Source organism: Streptococcus vicugnae (genome assembly GCF_016461705.1).
Lineage (GTDB): Bacteria > Bacillota > Bacilli > Lactobacillales > Streptococcaceae > Streptococcus > Streptococcus vicugnae.
Genome location: NZ_JAEMHW010000001.1, coordinates 512,246 through 535,775 on the forward strand (window position 1 = coordinate 512,246; position 23,530 = coordinate 535,775).

The 23,530-nt window shown below is 36.5% G+C and carries 20 protein-coding genes; 5 read left to right on the forward strand and 15 right to left on the reverse strand.

Features of this window, described 5'->3' with window-relative positions; genetic code table 11:
- Nucleotides 1-8 precede the first annotated feature (8 nt).
- Nucleotides 9-2,423, forward strand: a complete 2,415-nt coding sequence (locus tag JG537_RS02540) for a flavocytochrome c (RefSeq protein ID WP_199543196.1) — start codon at nucleotides 9-11, stop codon at nucleotides 2,421-2,423.
- Nucleotides 2,424-2,686: 263 nt separating this feature from the next.
- Here the strand turns inward: JG537_RS02540 and JG537_RS02545 are convergent, their stop codons facing one another.
- The 10 genes from JG537_RS02545 to trxA form a co-directional block, all read right to left on the reverse strand.
- Complete coding sequence (locus tag JG537_RS02545) at nucleotides 2,687-3,115, reverse strand: YjdF family protein (RefSeq protein ID WP_199543199.1); 429 nt, start codon at nucleotides 3,113-3,115, stop codon at nucleotides 2,687-2,689.
- Nucleotides 3,116-3,262: 147 nt separating this feature from the next.
- Nucleotides 3,263-3,643, reverse strand: a complete 381-nt coding sequence (locus JG537_RS02550) for a hypothetical protein (RefSeq protein WP_199543202.1) — start codon at nucleotides 3,641-3,643, stop codon at nucleotides 3,263-3,265.
- Between the two features lie 91 nt (nucleotides 3,644-3,734).
- Nucleotides 3,735-6,791 (reverse strand): type I restriction endonuclease subunit R, encoded by a 3,057-nt coding sequence (locus tag JG537_RS02555; RefSeq protein ID WP_199543211.1) that lies wholly within the window; start codon nucleotides 6,789-6,791, stop codon nucleotides 3,735-3,737.
- Nucleotides 6,792-6,805: 14 nt separating this feature from the next.
- Nucleotides 6,806-7,933: an AAA family ATPase gene (locus JG537_RS02560; protein ID WP_199543213.1), complete on the reverse strand. Its 1,128-nt coding sequence runs from the start codon at nucleotides 7,931-7,933 to the stop codon at nucleotides 6,806-6,808.
- An 82-nt stretch (nucleotides 7,934-8,015) separates the two neighbouring features.
- Complete coding sequence (locus JG537_RS09695) at nucleotides 8,016-8,489, reverse strand: restriction endonuclease subunit S (protein WP_246454257.1); 474 nt, start codon at nucleotides 8,487-8,489, stop codon at nucleotides 8,016-8,018.
- A 73-nt stretch (nucleotides 8,490-8,562) separates the two neighbouring features.
- Nucleotides 8,563-9,780, reverse strand: a complete 1,218-nt coding sequence (locus JG537_RS02565) for a restriction endonuclease subunit S (RefSeq protein WP_246454258.1) — start codon at nucleotides 9,778-9,780, stop codon at nucleotides 8,563-8,565.
- On the reverse strand, nucleotides 9,773-10,783 hold the full coding sequence (locus JG537_RS02570; RefSeq protein WP_199543216.1) for a virulence RhuM family protein: 1,011 nt from the start codon (nucleotides 10,781-10,783) through the stop codon (nucleotides 9,773-9,775). Before JG537_RS02570 ends, JG537_RS02565 begins: the two co-directional genes overlap by 8 nt.
- Nucleotides 10,780-12,339: a type I restriction-modification system subunit M gene (locus JG537_RS02575; protein ID WP_199543219.1), complete on the reverse strand. Its 1,560-nt coding sequence runs from the start codon at nucleotides 12,337-12,339 to the stop codon at nucleotides 10,780-10,782. Before JG537_RS02575 ends, JG537_RS02570 begins: the two co-directional genes overlap by 4 nt.
- 202 nt (nucleotides 12,340-12,541) lie before the next feature.
- Nucleotides 12,542-13,585, reverse strand: coding sequence for an alcohol dehydrogenase catalytic domain-containing protein (locus JG537_RS02580; protein ID WP_132869240.1), 1,044 nt, complete (start codon nucleotides 13,583-13,585; stop codon nucleotides 12,542-12,544).
- A 309-nt stretch (nucleotides 13,586-13,894) separates the two neighbouring features.
- Nucleotides 13,895-14,209: a thioredoxin gene (trxA, locus tag JG537_RS02585; protein WP_015695637.1), complete on the reverse strand. Its 315-nt coding sequence runs from the start codon at nucleotides 14,207-14,209 to the stop codon at nucleotides 13,895-13,897.
- A 243-nt stretch (nucleotides 14,210-14,452) separates the two neighbouring features.
- Between trxA and JG537_RS02590 the strand changes: the two genes are divergently transcribed.
- The gene (locus JG537_RS02590; RefSeq protein ID WP_132869239.1) at nucleotides 14,453-14,950 is read left to right on the forward strand and encodes a phosphatase PAP2 family protein; all 498 of its coding nucleotides are present in this window, start codon (nucleotides 14,453-14,455) and stop codon (nucleotides 14,948-14,950) included.
- An 80-nt stretch (nucleotides 14,951-15,030) separates the two neighbouring features.
- Here JG537_RS02590 and nadC read toward each other — a convergent pair whose 3' ends face one another.
- Together nadC and JG537_RS02600 are read right to left on the reverse strand one after the other, a co-directional pair.
- A complete protein-coding gene (nadC, locus tag JG537_RS02595; RefSeq protein ID WP_132869244.1) occupies nucleotides 15,031-15,891 on the reverse strand; it encodes a carboxylating nicotinate-nucleotide diphosphorylase in 861 nt (286 codons plus the stop codon).
- Between the two features lie 27 nt (nucleotides 15,892-15,918).
- Nucleotides 15,919-17,223, reverse strand: coding sequence for an L-aspartate oxidase (locus tag JG537_RS02600; protein WP_199543222.1), 1,305 nt, complete (start codon nucleotides 17,221-17,223; stop codon nucleotides 15,919-15,921).
- A 331-nt stretch (nucleotides 17,224-17,554) separates the two neighbouring features.
- Between JG537_RS02600 and nadA the strand changes: the two genes are divergently transcribed.
- The gene (nadA, locus tag JG537_RS02605) at nucleotides 17,555-18,475 is read left to right on the forward strand and encodes a quinolinate synthase NadA (RefSeq protein WP_199543224.1); all 921 of its coding nucleotides are present in this window, start codon (nucleotides 17,555-17,557) and stop codon (nucleotides 18,473-18,475) included.
- 67 nt (nucleotides 18,476-18,542) lie between these two features.
- Here nadA and JG537_RS02610 read toward each other — a convergent pair whose 3' ends face one another.
- From JG537_RS02610 to zapA, 3 genes are all read right to left on the reverse strand, one after another.
- Nucleotides 18,543-20,879, reverse strand: a complete 2,337-nt coding sequence (locus JG537_RS02610; protein ID WP_199543227.1) for an endonuclease MutS2 — start codon at nucleotides 20,877-20,879, stop codon at nucleotides 18,543-18,545.
- Between the two features lie 106 nt (nucleotides 20,880-20,985).
- Nucleotides 20,986-21,534 (reverse strand): CvpA family protein, encoded by a 549-nt coding sequence (locus JG537_RS02615; protein ID WP_199543229.1) that lies wholly within the window; start codon nucleotides 21,532-21,534, stop codon nucleotides 20,986-20,988.
- A 3-nt stretch (nucleotides 21,535-21,537) separates the two neighbouring features.
- Nucleotides 21,538-21,846, reverse strand: a complete 309-nt coding sequence (gene zapA / locus JG537_RS02620; RefSeq protein ID WP_132869311.1) for a cell division protein ZapA — start codon at nucleotides 21,844-21,846, stop codon at nucleotides 21,538-21,540.
- A gap of 119 nt (nucleotides 21,847-21,965) precedes the next feature.
- Between zapA and rnhC the strand changes: the two genes are divergently transcribed.
- Both rnhC and lepB read left to right on the forward strand, forming a co-directional pair.
- A complete protein-coding gene (rnhC, locus tag JG537_RS02625) occupies nucleotides 21,966-22,865 on the forward strand; it encodes a ribonuclease HIII (protein WP_132869310.1) in 900 nt (299 codons plus the stop codon).
- A 16-nt stretch (nucleotides 22,866-22,881) separates the two neighbouring features.
- Nucleotides 22,882-23,475 (forward strand): signal peptidase I, encoded by a 594-nt coding sequence (gene lepB / locus JG537_RS02630; RefSeq protein ID WP_199543232.1) that lies wholly within the window; start codon nucleotides 22,882-22,884, stop codon nucleotides 23,473-23,475.
- The last annotated feature ends 55 nt before the right edge of the window (nucleotides 23,476-23,530 follow it).

The following is a 23,530-nucleotide window of genomic DNA, read 5'->3' on the forward strand; positions in this document are numbered from 1 at the left end:
AGACTTTTATGAAATTAGTTGCTATCGTCGGAACCAATGCTAAAAAATCATATAATCGACTTTTGCTACAATATATGGCTAAATATTTTGCCAAAGAAGCAGACATCGAAGTACTTGAAATCACTGATGTCCCAATGTTCAATGAAACTGATGACCAAACAGAGTCAGCTATCATTCAAAAATTTAATACCAAGATTACTGAAGCTGACGGTGTTATTATTGGTACACCCGAACACAACCATACTATCCCATCAAGTCTTAATAGCTTGATTGAATGGCTTTCATTTAACATTCACCCATTGACAGGTAAACCCGTTATGATTGTCGGGGCTTCTTATGACATCCAAGGTTCTTCACGTGCACAATTACACTTACGCCAAATCTTAGATGCACCTGGTGTCAATGCAACGGTTATGCCTGGTAGTGAATTTTTACTTGGTCGCGCTCAAGATGCTTTTGATGAAAATGGTGACCTTAAAGACCAAGGAACGATTGATTTCTTAGAATCATGCTTCTTCCGATTTATTCGTTTTGCTACCATTGCCAATCAACTCAATGAACCAGAAGATGTTCGTTTTGAACCAGGAACTTACAAAGTTACAACTGTCGGGCACAATGGTGACCTTCCAATGTCAGTAACATTGTCAGAAGAACGTATCGAAGCTATCGATATTGATTCATCTGGCGAAACTGGTGGCATTGCCGATGTTGTTTTCACACGAATTCCAAATGAAATCATCGAAGGACAAACCTTAAATGTCGATGCCATTTCTGGTGCCTCTGTCACTTCAAAAGGTGTTCTTAACGGTGTAGCTAAAGCTGTTCGTAAAGCCGGTGCTAATCCAGAAGCCCTTCGTTCACGTCCAAAAGCGCCTTCTGCACTTGATAAAGAAGATAAAACATACGAAACTGAACTAATTGTCGTAGGCGGTGGCGGTGCAGGACTTTCTGCTGCTGCTCGTGCCCTACAAGCTGGCAAAAAGGTTATCGTAGTTGAAAAATTCCCAGCCGTTGGAGGAAATACCGTTCGTGCAGGTGGACCAATGAATGCTCCTGACCCTGCTTGGCAAAATACTTTTGCAGCTAATCCAGGTGAAGCTAATAACCTTAAAGAATTGCATGATATTGACGAAGCAACTATCGATCCTGAATTTCTACCAGATTTCCGTGCCTTAAAGGCGGAAATTGAAGAGTACCTCAAAGATCCAACTTATCTTTTTGACTCAAAACTTCTTTATCGTATCCAAACCTATCTCGGTGGGAAACGTAAAGACCTCAAAGGTAATGAAATCCACGGTAATTACGAACTCATTCGAGTCTTGACAGAACGTGCTTTAGAGTCTGTTCGTTGGTTGGAAAATATCGGAGTTGAATTCGTCCGTGACGAGGTAACCATGCCAGTTGGTGCTCTCTGGAGACGTGGTCACAAACCTAAAATGCCAATGGGAGTTGCCTACATCGCAGTACTGAAAGATTTTATCCTAAAAAATGGTGGAACCATTTTAACAGATACTCAAGTTAAAGAGCTTATCGTAACAGATGGTGTCATTACTGGAGTCAAAGGTAGTGGACGTAACGGACAAGCCATTACTGTTAATGGTAAAGCAGTTATTTTAACCACAGGTGGTTTTGCAGCTAACACTAAAATGCTCCAAAAATACAACACTTACTGGTCAGAAATTGCTGATGATATTGCCACATCAAATACACCAGCCGCAACTGGAGATGGTATTTTACTTGGTCAATCTGTCGGTGCCGACCTTGTTGGTATGGGCTTTAGCCAAATGATGCCAGTATCTGACCCAGTTACTGGTGCACTCTTTACAGGACTTCAAGTGCCACCAGCAAACTTTATTATGGTTAACACCAAAGGTAAACGTTTCGTCGATGAATACGGTAGCCGTGACCAATTATCACAAGCTGCTATCGATAATGGTGGGCTCTTCTATTTAATCGCTGATGAAAACATCAAAGAAACAGCTTATAACACTAGCCAAGAAAAAATTGATGCCCAAGTTAAAGCTGGAACACTTTTCAGAGCTGATACTTTGGAAGAATTGGCAGAGCAAATCAACATTGATCCTGCTGTTCTAGTAGAAACAATTACCAATTACAATTCTTACGTCGATGCTGGTCATGATCCAGAATTTGATAAAGGTGCCTTTGACCTCAAGGTTGAAAAAGCACCATTTTACGCAACTCCTCGTAAACCAGCTACCCACCACACCATGGGTGGTTTGAAGATTGATACTCACGCGCATGTCATCAACGAAGACGAAAAGATTATCAAAGGACTCTTTGCTGCTGGTGAAGTTGCTGGTGGACTCCACGCTGGAAACCGTCTAGGCGGGAACTCATTGACTGATATCTTCACTTTCAGCCGTATCGCAACCGACACCGCTATCGCGGAATATCTTGACTAAAATTAAATTACCAAAAACAAGGTGAGAATTTCTCATCTTGTTTTTTTATTTTCAGATAACAAAAAGAAAACCCCAGCTACAAAAGCTGGAGTTCTCTAGGAGATTTTTGCAACAACTGAAACAATCATAAGCGCTATAAGCATGAAAAGTTTAGTAGTTATTGCTATGAAAAAGAAAGTTTATTTAGGATTGACTATAGTATAGCCAGACTAGCTTAAGTAAAGCTGAATTTTTTCTTATAGAAAGCTTAAACTTTTTTCTTTTCAATGTCCCCGCTTTTTCTGATGACGCTTTTCTTGCCTAAGCAAGTATTTTCGTTCCTTTTCTAGCTCACGTTTCACCTTTTGCTTAGACTTTTGAGCTTTCTTGACTTCCTCACGCATTTCCTGCATAGCAAGCTGAGCTTTCGTTGATACCACAGGCTTAAACTTTGCCTTATTGATATCACGTTGCACTCGTTTTGGATTTCGTTTTTTCTGTGAAATAGCTGGCGCTGAAAACTCAGAGCTTACTTCGACCTTATCATACCTGCGCAGCCATTTTCCCAAAGAAACATCAATAAAGTTTAGAATATCATCATCCTTTGGTTCTTTGCCAAACACGTAACGAAAAGCCTTGTAACATTTCTTCGAATCCGTAAATTCAATCAAAGCCGACCAAAATGCCCCATCAAAATATACTGTCATTTTCATAACAGCCCCTCCTTAAAAAAATTGACAATGGACGACCTCGGAAGGGGAAGGTTACTGATACATGTTGTACTCACAGACTACCAACTGCGATGTGTTTTTATGTCAGCTTTAGTATAACAAATTTTAAAGAAGTTAACAGATTTTAACTTAAACCGCGAAAAATCCTGCTAGGTCAGCTGTTAGGACATTAGCTACTGCAAACTGATACTTTCCACGAAAATGTCCCAAATGTGTCATGGTTCTGATATTGTATTTCTTGGCAAATTTCTTATAAGCAACATAATCAATTTCCTTAGTATCAAGAAAATAAATCGTTTGTTCCACAGCTTCAAGCCGCTCCAAACCTCTCTGCGTATCCACATTATCCAAACGACCAACAAAAAGGAAAAATTCCTCTTTAGCCGCCATTTTTTCTTTCACCGCATCAAACGTAACAAAACAAATATTATCAGCCGTTTCAGCCTTAACATCACCACAATAAAATAAAAAAGATAGGAGTAACAACCCCAACACACTCACTACTCTCATTTTTCCCTCCTACCTATTTATTCGAAAAAAGAAAGAAAAAACACCAGAATTCTCTGGTGATAAAAGATTATTTATTAGTAATGCAAACTTATCAAATACCTTGGTAAGTTTCAACAAGGCTTTGGAGAACATTTAAAACTTCTTGTTTTTTGCGCTCTCTAGCTCCGTGACGTCGTGAAGTTGGAGGTAAAATCTCATTGATTTCAGTTCCCTTGCTAAAGACATAACCATTTGAGATAGAACGTTCAATAAACTCCTGATAACCCTCCTTAAGTTTTTGAGATACACCAATTTCCTTAATAGCTTTTCCCTTTTCCTGTCTTGCATAAGCATAGAAAGCTTCCAAAATTGTCTTATCATCAGTTAACACATCTAGATTACTTTCATTAATAAAAGATAAGACTAATTTTTCCTTTGAACGCATATCAATACTTGAGCGAATAACACGTCTAATTTCTTCTTTCAATTCCTCCTTAGAAGCTGAATCTTTAGATTTTTTAGAAATTAGATTAATGATATAATCTAACGAAATTTCATCTGTCTTAAGTAATTCAATTTCAAATTCAATATCTGAAAAATCAATACCCGTTTCTGTGGTTCCAACTCTACCACCACCGTAAGCTTCTTCCCTAATATCAACATAGATACTGCGCATATCTTGCATTAAGCCAGGAGAGAAAAAACTTCCATCTTCAATAAATTCGTCATAATTTCGAAGAATATTTTCCATCTTCAAGACTTCACTAAATAACTGAACAAACTCTTTTTTGTCAGCTTCCAAAGTAATTTCTGTAGGGTCGGAATATTTATCTAAAAGTTCTTGGCATATCTCAGAATAACCTCTAACTTTTTTGCCAGTTTCCTCATCAACAAAGCCATTCATATAGTCTTGATAACTTTTTTCTAAAATAATCTGGATACTATTACTGTTTCCAGTACCATCGGGATCCCCAAAACGCTTAATAGCATCAACAGTGGCTTTTTCTAAATCACGAAAACAAACAATGTTTCCAAATGGCTTTTCTTTACTCAAAATTCTGTTTGTTCTAGAAAAAGCTTGAATTAATCCATGATAACGTAAGTTTTTATCTACAAATAAAGTATTCATGGCTGGCGCATCGAATCCTGTTAAAAACATTCCCACAACAATTAACAGATCAATTTCCTTATTCTTCATTCGTTGTGATAAATCTTTATAATAGTTTTGAAAAAGCTTAGACTCCGTTGAAAAACTTGTTTGGAACATGTGGTTATAGTCTGAGATAGCCTTATCTAAAAATTCTTTTGAAGACAATTCCATTGCTGAAGGTTCGAAATCTTCCTCTATAATACTACCGTAGGCTAGCTGCTCTTCATTTGGCGTATAGCTAAAAATTGTTGCTATTTTTAATTTTTTATCATCAGGAAGTTTGGCTTGTTGTGAATTTAATTCCTCATAATAGGCTTTTGCTGCCTTTACACTCTGTACTGCAAACATAGCATTGAATCCATTAAGCCTTTTCTTTTTGTATGAATATTGAGTTCTACGATGTGTTTTATCATCAAAAACTCGTAAAAGATATTCCGAAACCCTTGAAATTCTCTCTGGATGTAAAAGTAAATTGTTTTCAATCTTTTTAAGGCGTGATTCATCTAATTTCTCTTCGCCAACTTCTCTTTCAGCTGTACTAAATTTATTTAGTTCTGGTTTTACATAGTTATAATCTACCTTAAATTTCAATACTTTTTGATCTCGAATAGCATCCGTTATAATGTAGGAATGAAGTTGACGCCCAAAAATATCAGCTGTAGTCTGACCAGTCAAAGTATTCTCATCAAAAATTGGAGTCCCGGTAAACCCAAACTGATAGTAGTTTTTAAAACCAGTCCTTATTTTCTTTTGGCTACCACCAAATTGTGAACGGTGACATTCATCGTAAATAAGAACGCATTGTTGTTCTAAAACAGGATGGGTAGGGTTATTCTTTACAAATTCATTTAACTTTTGTATAGTTGTCACAATAATCTTATTATCATCTTTTTCAACGGAACGTTTAAGTTCTTTAGTATCTTTACTACCATTGACAGACTCTCTTTGAAATTTCTGATACTCTTTCATTGTCTGATAATCTAAATCTTTGCGGTCAACTACAAAAAAGACTTTATCGATATAATCTAATTCTGTTGCTAAGCGTGCAGCCTTAAAACTTGTTAATGTTTTACCAGAACCAGTTGTATGCCAAATATAACCACCACTATCGATTGTTCCATATAACTTATTCTCGTGTGCAACATGAATTTGTCGCATAATGCTCTCTACCGCAGCAATTTGATAAGGACGCATGACTAATAAGGTATCACTAGTATCAAAAATACAGTATTTAGTTAGAATTGGTAAAAGAACAGACTTGTTAAGAAAGGTTTGACTAAAATCTTCTAAATCATGTATCGCATGATTTTTTCTATCTGCCCATTCACAGGTAAACTCAAAATGATTTTTATTTTTTGCTGTTGTATTAGCAAAATATCGTGTATTAGTACCGTTTGAAATAACAAATATTTGAACGTATTGAAAAAGAGAATGCTGACTATTAAAAGACTCTTTACTATAGCGATGTATCTGCTCAAAAGCTTCCTTCATTGACACACCACGTTTTTTTAGTTCAATCTGTACTAGTGGCAAACCATTAACTAAAATAGTTACATCATAACGATTTTTGTGTTTTCCTATTTGTGTAATTTGATTAGCAACTTGAAGTTGATTACGATGGATATTCTTTTTATCAATAATCATAATATTCTTAATACGTCCATTATCAAAAATAAAATCATATACATGGTCTTCTTGAAATTTTCGTGTCTTTTCAATCATACCATCACTTGCCTTATCAAGATATTCATCTAAAAAGCGTTGCCACTCGCTGTCTGAAAATAACACATTATTTAATTCTTGAATTTTCTGACGTAGATTTAATAGTAGTGATTCTGTCGTCTTACCATCGAAGAAAGTATATTGTTGAGCAGATACTAAATCTGAAATTAATTTTTCTTCCATCTCTGACTCAGTCTGATAAACGTCACAATTGTAACGATCCGTTTTAATATATTCTTCAATGATAATACCATTATTCAACTCCGCAATGGGTTGTGTTATATTGTAATCCATCATTTTTCCTCTCATTTTTATTCTTTAAAAAAGCGAAAATTCTCCAAAAATTGATTGAACACACGCTCCAAAACTTTCTTCTCTTGTTCTGTTAACGGAATAGGCTCATACTCAGAGAAAGCACTGTGACTATGTAAATTAATTCTTCTCACATATGGTGCTGGTGATTCTACATTACCATCTTCATCATATAAAACAACACACTTAGACCAATTCTCATATCCCAAAAACGTTGCTGTTTTTTCCAAAAGATTTCGCAAAAAATTAAAATGATATTTTTCAACCCTATCCTCATTAATTGCATTTTTTAATTCTTTTACTAACATCAAATGATAACCAAATGGTGAATCGTTTTTCTGTTTCTCTAAAAAATACTTATCATCAGTTTTCGAAAATAAAAAATTAGAACTTTTACTTTTTAATTCATTGAACAAAACATTAAAAAATAAGGAATGATGAGTCGTAATAACAAACTTTAATCCTGTTCCATTTTTATTACTTTCCTTTACCAAATGCGATATGTCTAGAGCTATATCAATAATTCGACGATCATCCAAAGATGATATAGGATCATCTATAAAAATATACTCTAAATCACGATATTCAGAATCTTCATAATCAACATCACTTCTTTGCTCAATGATAGTTTCTAGTAATGTATAAAAAACAGACCAAATAAAATTACTCTCTTCACCTCTAGAAATTTTAATCCCCTCAGCTGTATTCCCTCGATATGTTCTTGAAAAAGATATTTCACTCATATCACTATTAAAATGAGGCTCTATCTTTTCAACAATACTATCTTTATCATTTAATACATACCCCTGAAATCTATCTACGATAGTACCAATAGCACCTTCTTCAGTTACTACTTTTCTTATCCAATGAGAGTTAGCATTTATAAGTAATTTTCTGTCATTGCCATTTTCTAAATCATTATCCCAAGTAAACAAGTCTTCTGTGAAAGCATTATAGTAAATAATTTTTTTCAAGTCTTGCTCTGAATTATTACTCGGCTGAATTAATTCTTTAAATTCCATAGAAAGTCTTGTTTTACCTGTACCATTGAAAGCATAAATTAATTTAATATTTTTATCAGAGCTTTTAATTTCTTCAGCTACCGTTTTTAAATCTGAAAATTCCACTTTCCTTATCTCCTTGCCCGGCTCTTATTAAAACTAACTTTATTATATCAAAAACCAGTCTCTTTGAGACTGGTAAAGGCAATTAATTAAATTTTAATAGTTTATCTCTAAAATATTCATATTGTTTCTGCCTAAGTTCAATTTCTTTTGGAAGACCTTGTGATAAATCATTAATCAATATATCAAATTTATCAAGAATAGAAACAATGGACTTTTGTTTAGTAACAGGTGGTAGAATAAAAATAATGTTTTCCAAGACACCTTTAGAAAGTCTTGGTATACTAGCTTTTCTGACTTTACCCTTTATACTTTCTTGAATATTCAGAAGCGTATAATACATAAATTTACTTGAAATAAATTTCGTTACATCCAAGGTGAATACATCATCTGCCGCCCAGAAGTCCAAGTTGCTATAAGCTATCTCTCCAGCCGCACCTGCACAAATCACAAAGGTTGTATCCGCACTTCGATTAAATTCTTGATAATAGCCTAATGGTTTTAAACTATTTTGATAAACTGGATAACCATCATTTTCACTTAATTGACTACGAGTCAACCGTTTACCACGAGATAAATTGATAACAGCATTTAACTTAACTCGTATAGGTCCAAATACCCATTGTAAAAGCCTAATTATGTCTTGTCTGTACTGTACTGTCAGTATACACGCCTTCGGCGGTAAAGGTCAATAGCTTATCCCTAAAATATTCGTACTGTTTTTGACGTAATTCAATCTCTTTAGGAAGTCCAATGTTAAGGTCGTTGCAAACCGTGTCAAAATTGTCTAGAACTTGGACAATGCGGGATTGGATGTCGAGGGAGGGGATGGGGATTTTTAAATTTGAAAAAGAAGATAAATTTAAATTTTCTTGTGCACTCCCCGTACTTTTTGAAGCAAGAACGTCTTTAATGGAAGCCAAATAATATGCAACATACTTAGTAATTGCTAGGTTTTCGTTGGCTACAAAACCAACGACACTGTCTGGAAAACAGGCATCAAAATCTAATATTCCCATCTCAGCTATATTAGCAGCTATTGTTATACATAGTGTACCTTTTAGCCACAATTTACTTTGCTTTAAACCAAAATCACTATACGTTTGTGAATAGCTTGTGATATGCCCTCTGGAATTTCTAACATCTCCAGTTTGTACAAATGGAATATCACCACCATAAAGTCTATTATCATTGCGAGGCCGATGTTTTGACTTTCCTCTTCCAAAATCTTTCGCCACCTCCCCCAACGTCTTCCACTCCACCTGATAAACCTCATCCTCAAACGAAAGTAACTTATCTCGATAAAATGAGTATTGCTTTTGACGTAAGGTCAATTCTGAGGTCAATTCTGAGGTCAATTCTGTTACATAATTTGTGAATTTGTCAAGTATTTGCACGATTTTTTTTTGAATTTTTAGAGGAGGGATGGGTAGTAACATTTTCGTTAACTTGTCAGATTTTAATGCTGGAATCCCTGCACCATATTGAAAATCCATAAGATAACTTTGATTCATTTTTACAAAATGATAAAGGAATCTATTAGTTATTTGAGTTTCATCAGGAATCAGGTAATAACAATGTGCATTAGCCCAAAATTTAGTCTCTACAAAATTAACAAAACCCGCCGAAGCTCCTCCCTGACTTACAATAATTGTATTAGCTTCCACGTTATAATTATTTGTTCTTCCTGAATAGTTTTTTCCTCCATTGTATGCAGGATAAAAACCATCTTCTGTCAGTAATTTTTTATTAAGTTGCTTACCTTTATTTACAGAACACACCTCACCCAGCTCTCTCCATTCCACACCATTTGGGCAAAGCTCTGCTATTAATCTCTCTATCTCATTCATGTGCTTTCCCTTCCTTGGCTAGATTTTCAATACTTTTAATTTCCTTTAAATAATCTTTTTCGACTTGAGTTAATGTTTGCGATTGATACTTTTGATATTCTAAAGCAACTTTTTCTGTCATTTTTTCACGTGAAATTTTTCCGTTATCTTTTAGAACATCTTCACCAGTTGCTGCCAAAATATTATCAACATGCGTTACCCAATCTTTCATGGTCATAACCACTTCTCGCTCTGCTTGCCTTTCAGCAAAGTCTAAATATCCTGATACTAACTGATTTAGTCCTCTTAGTTCTTTTTCTGTTAAATAGTTCTTTGCCACTTTAGCTTCATTAAGAGTAGGTAAATCCCCCTTAAATGTAGTTAAGCCCATAAATTCTTTATCACTATCTACACGATTATAAATTAATTCACTAGCTGTACTGTGATGAACAGCATAGTGTATCTTATTCTGCACCGTTGCAAAAAAATGCTTTGCTTCAAGACTATTTGGATTGTAATCACTTGAAGTTGCAAATAAATCTAAAACTTGACGATAAAAGACTTTTTCACTTGAACGAATGTCACGAATACGTTCAAGAAGCTCTTTAAAGTAAGACCCTCCACCTAGATTTTTCAATCGTTCATCATCCATAGCAAATCCCTTGATGAGATACTCTTTAAGGACTGTTGAAGCATATTGACGGAACTGAACACCACGAGGAGATCGTACACGATAGCCAATAGCTAAAATCATGTCAAGATTGTAATATGCCACCTTACGAGATTGTGTTTTTCCAACTATCGCCCCGTGTTGAGTGGTTGTCAACTGATAGTTGACAACCACTTGCTCATCAAGCTCACCGTCTTCAAAAATTGCCTTAATATGCTTACTAATATTCTGTTTAGAGGTCTGAAACAACTCCGCAAGTTCCTGTTGATTTAGCCAAACCGTTCCATTATTTAAGTGAAGTTCTATAGATGCTTTACCATCATCCGTATTGTAAATAATTACATCATTAGTCATTTACTTAGCTCCTCAACGATTTTATCAATTTCAGATCGTAAGATATCAATTTTTTTAACCGTTACGTTAATTTCTTTATTTAATTTATCAATATCAATTTTTTCTCGTGTATCTTCTTTTTCAACGTAAACTGAAACAGAAAGATTATAATCATTATCAGCTATCTTTGAATTATCAATTAGAGCTGCCTGGTAGGTTACATCTTCTACCTTAGTAAATAAATCAATGATAGTCGATATGTTGTCTTCTGAAAGAATATTATTGTTTGTTTCTTTCTTATAAAATTGGCTAGCATCAATAAAAAGTGTTTTATCTTGAAACTTATTTTTAGCTAGAACTAAAATATATGTTGCAATACTGGTTCCAAAGAAAAGATTATCTGGTAAAGCAATCACCGCCTCAACAAAGTTGTTATCTACTAAATATTGACGAATAGTTTTCTCAGCACCACCTCGATAAAAAATCCCTGGGAAACAAACAATAGCAGCTCGACCTTTATTAGATAAGTGATTAAGACTATGCATGATAAAGGCAAAATCGGCTTTAGATTTAGGAGCTAATTTCCCAGCGGGAGCAAAACGTTCATCATTAATTAAAGTAGGATCTGTGTCGCCTACCCATTTGATAGAATATGGTGGGTTAGACACAATAGCATCAAAAGGACGCTCATCCATATGCTTAGGTTCTAATAAAGTATCACCTCTTCGAATATCAAAATGATTATAATTAATATTATGAAGAAACATATTCATACGAGCCAGATTATAATTGGTCATGTTAATTTCTTGTCCAAAAAAGCCTTCTTCAAGGATGTGATCCTCAAACTGTTTTTTCATTTGAAGTAAAAGTGAACCTGAACCACATGTAGGATCATAGACTTTATTAATTTTTTCTTTTCCAACCATAACTAACCTAGCTAAAAGTTTTGATACCGTTTGAGGGGTGAAGAATTCCCCTCCACTTTTTCCAGCATTAGAAGCGTAGTTTGAAATAAGAAATTCATAAGCATCACCAAAAGCATCAATATCATTTTCCTCAAAATTACCAAAATTAATTTCAGCAATTCCTTTTAAAATAGATGCTAATCGTCTATTCTTTTCAGTTACAGTACCTCCAAGACGATTTGATGTTGTGTCTAAATCATCAAAAAGTCCTTTTATATCATTTTCTGATGGATGCCCAATAGATGAAGATTCTATTTCCTTAAAAATATCTGCTAAATCAGTATTCAAATTTTCATTTGATTCAGCTGTTTTTATAACATTTTCAAATAACTGTGATGGTAATATAAAAAATCCTTTTTCATCAACAGTTCCAGGTTTAAAATCTTCTAATGCTTCATCATCACTTAAATCGGCATATCTAAATTCCTCGTCACCAGCTTCATGCTCAGCCCTATCAAAATAGTCTGAAATATTTTCTGAGATAAATCGGTAAAATAAAATACCTAATATATATTGTTTAAAATCCCAGCCATCAACTGCACCTCGAACTTCGTCAGCTATCGCCCAAATACGACGATGTAACTCTGCTCTTTGTTGTTGTTCTTTAGCCATACTATTCCTCTTCTATGCATACTTTATCCTATTATTTTACCATAAATCAATAACAGATAACATAAAATAACATTCATAATATTGAGCTAATAAAGACTTTAATAGCTTACTTTATCATTATTAAAATCAAATTCTTAGTTTATTTATTCAAAAAACCTCCCGAAAAATTTCGGGAGGTTATGTTAACAGCTTAAACGTTAGGTTAGTCCATGACAATCATTGATTTGATTGCTTTGCGGTCTTGCATGTCTTTGTAGGCTTGGTTGATGTCGTCCAAGCGATAAGTGTTTGTAAAGACGCGACCTGGGTTGATGTCACCGTCAAGAACTGCTTTGAGAAGGAGTTGTTTGTCGTAGGTAGTGACAGAAGCTGAACCGCCTCCGACAGTAATGTTTTGTGCAAATGTTGAACCTAGCGGACGATTATTGTAATGAGGGACACCAACAAATCCAACACGTCCGCCATTGTGGATAACACCGAGAGCTTGCTCGATAGCGGCTTCTGTACCGACACATTCAAGAGCAGCGTCAGCTCCTCCGCCGAGAATTTGACGAACCTTAGCAATGCCTTCTTCACCGCGTTCAGCAACGACAGCGGTAGCTCCTGAAGCAAGCGCCATTTGTTGACGGTCTTCGTGTCGGCTCATCAAGACAATCTGAGAAGCTCCGCGCATTTTCGCCGCAATAACGGCACATTGTCCAACCGCTCCATCACCAATAATAACGACTTTGTCGCCACGTTTTACGTCGGCAACACGCGCAGCATGATAACCTGTTGGCATAACATCAGCCAAAGTAAGGAGTGATTTCATCATACCTTCTGAATAATCAGACGGTTGCCCAGGGATTTTAATCAAAGCCCAGTTAGCATAGTGGAAACGGACATATTCTGATTGGAAACCAGAAGACCAGTTTGTGTAGCCAGGGTGGTTATCACACGTTCCGTCAAAACCAGCACGGCAAGCATCACATTCCCCACAACCGTGAGTAAATGGCACGATGACAAAATCACCAGGTTGTACGGTTGTAATGGCAGAACCAACTTCTTCAACAATACCGAGAGCTTCGTGACCTGAGTTTTCAGAATGTGCAGCTTTTTCATCACCATTAGCATAAGACCAAAGGTCAGAACCGCAGACACAAGCACGAACAACCTTGATAATAACATCATCATCAGCTTGCAAAGTTGGCTTCGCCACTTCTTCGACCGTCATCAGACCAGCCTTTTCAAAAATAGCAGATTTCATAATAAGATACAGAGTCCGCCCGTAATCGGACAGAAAATTAGAAGGCTGACGATGGATGCTCGCATCCAAGGAAGACTATCTATTTTCCGATGATTACAGGACGAGTTCAATTCAAAGTACGATTTATGAACTCTCGAACCTCTCCTTTCTAAAATTTTTGAGTTTACAACTCTTACTTACAAGTATGAATAACTTTAAAGTGAATTTGTTAGAGTTCCATCTCTCAACAAAGCCATTATATTCCTTTGAGCTAACTCCAAGTCAAGCCTAAATATCAAAAAAAGTCAGAGTTTCCCCTGACCTTTATCATTAGCTCAATTCAGCAACGATTGCTTTGATTTGGTCTTTAGTATGAACACCAGCGACTTGTTTCACAACTTCGCCATCTTTTTTGAAAAGCAATGTTGGGATTGACATGATACCGAATTTTTGAGCTGTTTCTGGATTTTCATCAACGTCGATTTTAACGATTTTAAGTTCGTCTTCATCCATTTCTTCTGACAATTGTTCCAAGATTGGAGCTTGCATCAAACATGGACCACACCAAGTTGCCCAAAAGTCAACAAGGACAAGACCTTCATTTGTTTCTGCTTCAAATGTAGCATCAGTAATATTGTGTGCCATAATGTAATTACCTTGAACTTCCAAATGGACTGACTTGTTTTTTCATTAAAAAACGGATACGAATCAGCCTAGCATCCAAAAGTTCTTTTTCCTTTTCTATTAGTTTATGAGCCTATTTTACGGGAAAATTGTCGTTTTGACAACTAATTGCTACGCAAAATAATATTTTTGAAAATCTTCTCATTTTCCTTATTCTACTTAGCTATATGCTATAATAAAACTACTATCACACAAAGGATTCTTATGAAAAATTACGCTGAATTTTATAATAAGCTAACAAAAGCTTTTCAAGATAAACCAGCAGCTATCCGCAGCTTACAAGTTATCAACAGTTTATCAACTAAAGTCATGTATCTGGTTTATCCGCTACTTTTGATTTATCTTTTCTTTAAACAGCCAAGTCGACTCATCTCATTTATTCTTATCCCAGGGCTATCATTTGTCTTGGTTTCACTTGGTCGTCACCTACTTAATGCCCCACGCCCTTATGAGACTTGGCATATCACCCCACTAATCCCTAAAAATACCAAAGGGCACTCTTTTCCTAGCCGTCACGTCTTTTCAGCAACCATTATCAGTATGGCTGCTCTGCATTTAAATCTAGCATTGGGCATTTTTTTCTTGATATTATCTCTTTTAATTGCTTTTTGCCGCATTCTAGGTGGGGTTCACTACCCGCGTGATGTAATAGCAGGCTACCTAATCGGTATCATCTGTGGATTATTCCTTTTTCTTTTCTAGTTATCAGCATCAAAATCCCCAACTCTTATAGAGCTGGGGATTTTTCGAACAATAATTTTACCTTAAAAAGGGTTATCCACTTATTTATCAACAGGATGGAGATTTTTAAGGGACAAATCCAAGATTTTAGCAGAATGGGTAATAGCTCCGCTTGAGACGTATTGAACAGCTAGGTCAGTATAAGAAGCGAGATTTTCTCGAGTGACATTTCCTGAAATTTCAATTTCAGCTCTGCCATCAATCAAAGCGACTGCTTCTTTCATGACATCGTGTCCCATATTATCAAGCATGATGATATCTGCACCTGCTTCAACTGCTTCTTTAACCATATCAAGTGTTTCCACTTCGATTTCAATTTTACGAACAGAAGGAGCATAAGCCTTAGCAGCAAGAACTGCCTCTTTAACACCACCAGCTGCACCAATGTGATTATCTTTCAAAAGCACACCATCTGATAAATTATAACGGTGATTTTTACCACCACCAACTTTAACAGCATATTTTTCAAAAATGCGATTATTTGGTGTTGTCTTACGAGAATCAAGAAGCGTAATTGGGCTATCATTTAACAGCTCAGCCATTTCATGTGTATAAGTCGCAATCCCACTCATACGTTGTAAATAATTAAGAGCTGTACGTTCTCCTGATAGAAGCACACGAATATCTCCACGAACTGTTCCTAATTTCTGACCAGCTTTAACCACGTCTCCATCTTTTACAAAAACATCAAATTGAGTACTCGGATCAAGCAGATAGAAAACACGTTCAAAAACAGGCAAACCACAAATAATGCCGTCTTCTTTACAAATTAAGTCAACTTGACCAGCTACATTTTCAGGCATGACACTATTCGTTGAAACATCTTCATTATTGATGTCTTCTGCAAGTGCACTTAGAATCAGCGGATCAACATTTAATTTTAGGGTAATTGGATCTAACATCATTATCCTTTCTTATCTCACGATTGATTAAACAATATAGCTAGCTAATTGGTTTTGTTCGGTTAATTTTTCAAGAACAATTTTCTTGTAATCATCTTCAAGACTTTCTTGGTCGTCATAATCAACCAAATCAAGTGCTGATAGACTTTCTGGTAACTCTGCTACTATTTCATAATGAGCCACCAAATCTTTAGCTGCACGTTTAGCAAAAACCAAGCTTTCAAGAAGTGAATTACTTGCTAGGCGATTTTGACCGTGGACACCGTTACAAGCTGTTTCACCAACTGCATAAAGAGCATCCATAGTTGTTTTACTGTGATGGTTAACTTTGATACCACCCATGAAATAATGCTGTGCTGGCACAACAGGAATACATTCCGTGAATGGGTCATAACCTGCTTCACGACAGTGTGCCAAGATATTTGGAAAATGTTCTTCCAATTCTTTTTTTGGAATGGTACGCAAATCTTCCCAAACGTGGTCAGTACCATCTTTTTCCATTTGTTGTAGAATTGCTTGTGCCACAACATCACGTGGTTGCAATTCATCCACAAAACGGTTCATGTTTTTATCATAAAGAAGTGCCCCTTCACCACGAACTGACTCAGAAATCAAGAATGAGCGTTCTTTTGGATTTTCTTGGTAAAGAGTTGTTGGGTGAATTTGCACATAAGACATATCCTTAAGTTCGATGTCGTGTTTAAGAGAAATAGCTAGCGCATCTCCAGTCAAATGTTTAAAGTTAGTACTGTTTTTGTACAAACCACCTACACCACCGCTGGCAAGAACAGTGACATCAGCTATGATTTTTTCCAAGTCACCATTTTCAAGACGCACTACACCACCATAACAACGATTATCTTCTTCCAAGATGTCAAGCAGGCATGTGTGTTCCATCAAAGTGATATTAGAACGTTTTTTAACAGCTGCCAAAAGTCTACTTGTGATTTCTTTCCCAGTTGTATCTTGGTAGAAAAGAATACGTTTATCAGAATGGGCACCTTCTCGTGTGAAGGCTAAATTACCATTTTCGTCACGTTGAAAATCAACACCAAAGCCAATCAAGTCCTTGATAACATCTGGAGATGATTTAATCATTAGCTCAACAGACACTTTATCATTTTTATAATGACCTGCGCGCAAAGTATCTTCAAAAAATGATTCGTAATCTGAATCATCTTTTAACATACAGATACCACCTTGAGCTAAAAATGAATCACTGTGTTCTAATGTATCTTTAGAGATAATAGTAATTTGAAGTTCTTGTGGTAAATTAAGAGCTGTGTAAAGCCCTGAACAGCCACTACCGACAATAAGTACATTTGTTTTCATACAAACCTTCTTTTTTAACGATTGTTGATGAACAATCCATTTGGCGAGTCAGATAAAAAAAGAATTCCTAGAATACCATCATCAACTGACCTAAGCATAAACTTCTCATTTTCTGTATGATATCAATGCGAGGCTTACTTAAATCAGTTTTTAGGAACTTTTCCACTAACTCTTATCAATTAAAATCATACGACTTAGAACATATTTTACCACCAATCAAGACACCTGACAAGACACCCAGCTAAATTTTATTTACAGGTGTCTTGACACCTTTTAAAACCAGTACTATAATATATAACTAAGACAATTCATGGAGGATTTCATAGATATAATGAATACACGAGAGATGCAAGATGAGATTTTACGTCTCAAAAAAGAGAAGGGGGTCTGCATTTTAGCACACGCTTATCAGAGTCATGATATCTGGGAAGTAGCCGATTTTGTTGGGGATTCATTTGCTTTAAGTAAATACGCTGCTAAAGCACCACAAGATACTATTATGATGTGTGGGGTGCGTTTCATGGCAGAAACAGTTAAAGTTCTATCACCTGAAAAAACAGCACTTCTAGCCAATCCAATGGCTGGTTGTCCAATGGCTGCCCAAATTGATAAAAAACTCGTTAGCTGGTTAAAAGAAGCTCACCCAGACTATACTACCGTTGCTTATATCAACACCACATCAGAAGTCAAAACAATGGTTGATGTTTGCGTGACATCTTCTTCAGCTGTTAAGATTATCAACAACATTGACAATGATAAGATTCTCTTTGTCCCAGACCGCAACCTCGGTCAATGGGTTGCTGAACAATGTCCGGATAAACAATTTGAATTCTTCAAAGGCGGATGTCCAACTCACATGCGTATGCGTAAACGTGACGTTCTTCGTGCTCGCGAAGAACATCCAAATGCTAAGGTTTTGGTTCACCCAGAATGTCTGGCAGAAGTTACTAACCTAGCAGATTTTGCTGGTAGTACGACTGAAATCATGGCTTACGCTAAAAACAGTACAGACGAAGAATTTATCATCGGTACTGAAAGCAGCATTGTTGAACACTTACAATTTGAATGTCCTGATAAACGTTTCTATCTACTTTCAACTGAATGTGTTTGTCACAACATGAAGATGACAACATTAGCTGATATTTATAATTGTTTACTTGGACGAGCAGGTGAAGAGATTGAGCTTGACGAAGACACTATCAAAGGTGCCCGCCATGCCATTGATCAAATGATTTTGCTCGGTCAAAAATAAATTATTTGCATTTTCTACATACAAAAACTCTTCCCAATATGGGAAGAGTTTTTTATTTTCAGTTTCATTACCCTAAATTTGCAATGGTACATCCGCTGCCACCTGCGTTTTGTGGAGCGTAGCCAAATGATTTGACGTGTTTGTTGCGGCGAAGGTATTTTGTGACACCTTCACGGATAACACCTGTTCCGATACCGTGAATGATATCAACTTGTGCCATGTTATTAAGCAAGGCTTGATCGATAAATTCATCCAATTCTTGCATGGCTTCTTCATAGCGTTTACCACGAAGATCAAGTCGAGCACGTGGTCCAGCAGATTTCTTGCTTTTCTTAACCACATGAACTTGTTTTTTCTTCGGTTTTTGGGCTTCTTCTTGAACTTTGACAAGGCTAAATTCGTCTTCTTTAAGCGTCATCTTAATGAGACCAACTTGCGCTTCCCATTTACCGTTTTTAGTTTGGTTAATCAAGGTTCCACGTTGACCATAGGCTGTGACGATAATATCATCACCCACGCGCGGTGCACGTAGTTTCTTGGCTTTTTTGAGAACTTTATTTTTCGACAAATCAACCTCAGGTGCCAATTTTTTCAACTGGCTCTTAGCTTCAATGACTTCGTGTGGTTTAAGACTCGCTTTGTGATGAAGATTTTTAAGAATTTCTTCACTTTCAGCCATGGCTTTATCCACAATTTCTTGTGCCTTAGCGGAAGCTTTTTCAAGTTCTTTGTCTTTAGCGTGTGAGAATTCGTTGTAAAGTTTCTTGACTGCACGGTTGAATTTGAGGTTATCTTGCTCAACTTCCTTGATATGGTCAAGACGTTTGCGACTTTCGTGTGTTTGTTCTTCCAAACGTTCGATGATGCGGTTAACATCTGTATCAGAATCTGTCAATCGCTCTGCTTCATTAACAATGATTTCTGCCAAACCTAATCGACGAGCGATTTCAAAAGCATTTGAACGACCTGGCACTCCTTGCATGAAATGATAAGTTGGGCTCAATGTCTCTGTATCAAATTCCATGCTGGCATTTTCCACAAACTCTGTCTCAATACCGTAAGCTTTCAACTCTGGATAGTGTGTAGTCGCCATAGTTTTAACTTGTGTCAAACGCAAATGCTCTAGGATAGAAATGGCAAGACTCGCCCCTTCTTGTGGGTCAGTACCTGCCCCCAACTCATCCACAAGTACCAAGCTATCTTTATCAGCTGCTGCCAAGATATCCACAATATTTGTCATGTGACTTGAGAAAGTTGACAAGCTTTGCTCGATAGATTGTTCATCACCAATATCTGCAAAGATTTCATTAAAGACAGCCACTTTACTACCTTTATCGGCTAGGATTGGTAGACCAGACTGCGCCATAAGCTGCGCTAACCCTAATGTTTTCAACATGACAGTCTTACCACCAGTATTGGGACCAGTGATAACAATAATGTTCAATTCATCAAGAAAATGTAAATCATTAGCAACTGGATTTGTCAAAAGTGGATGACGTGCTTGTAAGAGCTGCACAGTCTTATCTGTGGATAACTGTGGAACAACTGCTTTGTTTTCTTGCATGAAGAGAAACTTGGCACGCACAAAATCCAAATGCCCTAAAACCCAAGCATTGTTACGAATAATATTAGTATGTGGGCGAAGCATATTCGACAATTCACGCAAAATACGCGCCATTTCATGGCGTTCGTCTGCACGTAACTGAGTGATTTCTTCATTAAGTTGCACTACTGCGCGTGGCTCAATGTAAACTGTGCTTCCTGATGCAGAAATATCATGCACAACCCCTGAAATGCGATTGCGGTAGCTATTTTTCACAGGCAAAACCGCACGACCATTACGACTAGCAATCAAAGTCTCTGTCAAATGGTCAGCTTGTTTTTTCAAAATATCCTGTAAAATTTGACGAACTCTGCCTTCATCGTGATTGATTTGACGACGAATACGGTCTAATTCTGTGCTAGCGAAGTTTTCAATAAACCCACCATCATTGATGGCTTGCAAACTTCCCTGCAAACTTGGCAAAAGTTCAATTTTATCAAAAAGGCTATTCAAAGCCGTTAATTCAACATTCTCCAAATCATGGTAAAAATGTTTTACCTCTGCTGAGACCTGCAAGATTTTCTTAATATCAATAATCTCTGAAACATTGACGTCTGCATCCAATTCCAAACGACGCATACTTTCAGAAATATCACGTAAACTACCTAGACCAAAACCATGTTGCTCAATAAAAATCTGCTCCATGTCTAACATTTCAGCAAAAGAACGTGAAATACGGTCAGATTCAGCCATTGGTGCAAGTTTACGCAATTCATCTTGCCCTTGCTCAGTTTGTAAATAGCCAGCAAAAAGTTGCTTGACCTTATCAAATTCTAACTGTTCTAAAATTCTGTTATTCATATCTCTATTATACCAAAACTTCACTAATATCGTGCTTTAAGCACACTGTGATATCTTCATAAAATACGGAATAAGTCTGAGATAATTCATCCCAGACTCTCTTACTCTATCCTAAAATTGCTGTTACCCAAAGTGCTCTTAGAACACTCGCCAGTGGTTGGAAATAATTAATAATCAAACGCGCTAACCAGCTACTTGATAATAGATTCTGAACCATTGACATCGGTACAGTAGCAAGTAATGTCAAGACTAACCCAAAGAATATTAGCGCTACTAAAACCGCTAAAACGCCGCTAATACTGTTAAGCTTAACATTATCGAATCGATGGATTGGTAGTAAATGTACCAAAATCCCTATAAAACGAAAGATGGCATAAACCAACATGTAAATAGCTGTGAAAGCCACCCCAGCATAATAAACTCTATCTAAATCAAAAATATTAACGTCCGTGAAGAAATTCATGCTGGCACCTTGCCCTGCATTTGAGTAAGGAATCCATAAAGTAATCTCTTCAGACAATGCTTGATAAAAGCGACTAGCTACCACTAGCGAAACCAGACTGGCTACAAAATAGTAAGCCTGTAAAATAATCCCACGAGAATAGCCAATATAAAAATGCCAAGCTAAAATCAGCATAATAAGAACTGATAACATATATTATTCCTCATCAGAATCAGACTTGCTGGCTTTCTCCTTAATATCGTCAATCGCCTCAGAGCGGAGAACCGTCAATTCCTTTTCCATTTTTTCAACTTCAATCTCACGACTAAGCTGAGTTGAAAGCGAATTGAGTGCCATCAAAATAGCAATCGTTTCATTATCAGCTTGTGGTAATTTTTCCTTGATTGTATTATATTTTTCTTTGGCTACACGCTCAACTTCCTCCATAAAGAGGTTATCCTTATCCGTTGTCAATGTGAGCGACTTTTCTCCAAAGACGAATTTATAACGATTTTTGCTTTCCATATAGTCACCTCTTTGACATTATACCTTAAAATAAACATTTCGTAAAATTTAAGCGTGAAAATACTAGTTTCAACAGGCTATTTTGCCCTCTTGTCATCTTTTTATGTTACAATTAAATCATGAATACAATTGTTATGAAACTAGGGAAAAATGACTTGCAAAACCTCATTAAAGCACTAGCAAGTAAACAAGTCACAAATAACAATCCCTACGTCACTTTTGCCGCAAAAGAAAAAGGTGTCACAATCCTTGTGTACACATCTGGTAAGGTAGTCTTTCAAGGAACCAAAGCGCAAGAAGTCGCAAGTCAATTTGGCTATCAGGCATCAGATGCTACTACACAAGATGCTAAATCCGGTCAAAATATGCCTTTGATTGGTTCAGATGAAGTTGGAAACGGCTCTTATTTTGGTGGCTTAGCTGTTGTTGCTAGTTTTGTAACACCTGATGACCACGCGCTTCTTAGAAAGCTTGGTGTCGATGATTCTAAAAATTTAACGGATAGCAAAATTCGTCAAATTGCCCCTATCTTAGAAGAGAAAATCAGACATAAAGCTCTGCTATTATCCCCACAAAAATATAACCAAGTCGTTGGAAAAGGCAAGATGCACAATGCTGTCTCAGTTAAGGTTGCACTTCACAACCAAGCTATCTACCTCTTGCTACAAGATGGCGTGAAACCTGAAAAAATCGTTATCGATGCTTTTACCAGTCGTCAGAACTATGAAAAATACCTAAAAAATGAAGTTAATCACTTTGATAACCCTTTAACTCTTGAAGAAAAAGCTGAGGGTAAATACCTAGCTGTAGCAGTTAGTTCTATTATCGCCCGAAACCTTTTCCTAGAGAATTTAGATAAACTAAGCCAAGAAGTGCAATACAAACTCCCAAGTGGTGCTGGTAGCCAATCAGATAAAGTTGCTAGCCAGATTTTAGCGGCATATGGTATGCCTGGCTTAGAACATACTGCAAAACTCCATTTTGCAAACACCCAAAAAGCACAAAAATTATTAAAATAACATCGAGGAGCCTATTATGAAACAATTCATTAAAGAATGGGGAGCCTTCATCATCTTTTTCGTCGTCCTTGGTCTTCTTCGCCTCTTCGTCCTACAACCCGTGAGTGTTGACGGTCACTCTATGGACCCTACCTTGGCTGATGGAGAACGCCTAATCGTTCTTAAAACTTCATCTATTGATCGTTTTGATATTGTTGTCGCTAAAGAAAAAGAAGGTAATAAAACTAAAGAAATCGTAAAACGTGTTGTCGGACTCCCAGGTGACACCATCACTTACAAAGATGACGTTCTTTATGTTAACGGTAAAAAGACAGATGAACCTTATCTAGACAAATATAAAAAAGCTTTTGAGGAAGATGATTTACAGGATATCTATTCTTACAATACCCTCTTCCAGCAATTAGCTGAAAGCTCTGATGCCTTCACCACTGCTAAAGATGGCAGTACTGAATTTACAGTCAAAGTTCCAAAAGACCAGTACTTCTTATTAGGTGATGACCGTATCGTTTCAAAAGACAGCCGCGAAGTTGGTACCTTTAAAAAATCGGCTATCGTGGGAGAAGTCAAATTCCGCTTCTGGCCATTATCAAAAATTGGAAGCGTTCATTAATAATAAAAGGACTTAACTCAATTGGGTAAGTCCTTTTTGATTAGTCAGGTTTTGA